Genomic DNA, 1,425 nt, shown 5'->3' with positions numbered 1-1,425 from the left:
TCCCTAAGAATGTGAGGCGGTCCGGGAGGACCGGGTGTGGCTGATGGGGGTCTGTCGTTGATGACTCGGAAGGAATGGCCGCCCGGTCCTCCGGGACGCTCCGACCACTGATTGAGAACTGCGGTCATCGCTGGTTAGGGACCTGTCGGCGGGGTGTTCTTCGGGCCATGGAGTGCTGGACACGAGGGATACGGAGCGACGGGCTTGAGCACGTCTGACACGCGGATATGGGTCGGCATCGATGCCGGCAAGGGGCATCACTGGGCGGTGGCGGTCGACGCCGACGGCGAGACGCTGTTCTCGACGAAAGTGATCAACGACGAGGCCCAGATCCTCACCCTCATCGACACGGCTCGCGAACGGGCCGAGGAGGTGCGGTGGGCTGTGGACATCTCCGGCCGGGCCTCGACCTTGCTGCTGGCCCTGCTTGTCGCCCACGGCCAACAGGTCGTCTACGTCCCAGGCCGCACGGTCAACCGGATGACCGGCGCCTACCGCGGTGAGGGCAAGACCGACGCCAAGGACGCCCGTGTCATCGCCGACCAGGCCAGAATGCGACGGGACTTCGCTCCGCTGGACACGCCCCCGGAGCTGGTCTCTAACCTGAGGGTGCTGACGAACTACCGGGCCGACCTGATCGCCGACCGGGTCCGGCTCATCAACCGGCTCCGTGACCTGCTGGTCGGTATCTGCCCCGCTCTGGAGCGGGCCTTCGACTACTCCGCGGCCAAGGGCCCGGTCGTCATGCTGACCGAGTACCAGACCCCGGCCGCCCTGCGCCGGATCGGCGTCAGACGGCTGACTACCTGGCTCGAACGCCGCAAGGTCCGTAGTGCCGCCGACGTCGCGGCCAAGGCCGTGGAGGCCGCCCAGTCCCAGCAGATCGCGCTTCCCGGCGAGAAGCGGGCAGCGAAACTGGTCTGCGACCTCGCCCACCAGCTCCTGGCCCTGGACGAACGGATCAAGGACAACGACCGGGAGATCCGCGAGACCTTCCGCACCGACGACCGCGCCGAGATCATCGAGTCCATGCCCGGCATGGGCCCGATCCTGGGCGCGGAGTTCGTCGCCATCGTCGGCGACCTGTCCGGCTACCGCGACGCCGGCCGTCTCGCCTCGCACGCCGGCCTGGCACCGGTCGCCCGGGACTCCGGCCGCCGCACCGGCAACTACCACCGGCCCAAGCGCTACAACCGGCGCCTGCGGCACATCTTCTACATGGCCGCCCAGACCGCCATGATGCGACCCGGACCCTCCCGCGACTACTACCTCAAGAAGCGGGCCGAGGGACTGCTGCACACCCAGGCCCTGCTCTCGCTTGCCCGCCGCCGGGTCGACGTGCTCTGGGCGATGCTGCGTGACAAGAGGCTGTTCACCTCCGCCCCGCCAGTCACGCAGGCGGCTTGACACGATCATTGAGATTCC

1 protein-coding gene is annotated in these 1,425 nt (G+C 68.4%); it reads left to right on the top strand.

Going from position 1 to position 1,425, the window contains the following annotated elements; all coding sequences use genetic code 11:
- The first annotated feature begins 204 nt into the window (after window positions 1-204).
- Entirely contained in the window at window positions 205-1,407 is a 1,203-nt protein-coding gene (locus tag OTB19_RS42840) for an IS110 family transposase (RefSeq protein ID WP_267804273.1), read from the top strand.
- Window positions 1,408-1,425 lie beyond the last annotated feature (18 nt).

The sequence above is a fragment of the Streptomyces sp. H27-H5 genome (genome assembly GCF_026627505.1).
In the GTDB taxonomy this organism is placed as follows: Bacteria; Actinomycetota; Actinomycetes; order Streptomycetales; family Streptomycetaceae; genus Streptomyces.
This window is presented reverse-complemented; position numbering and strand designations above follow the sequence as displayed.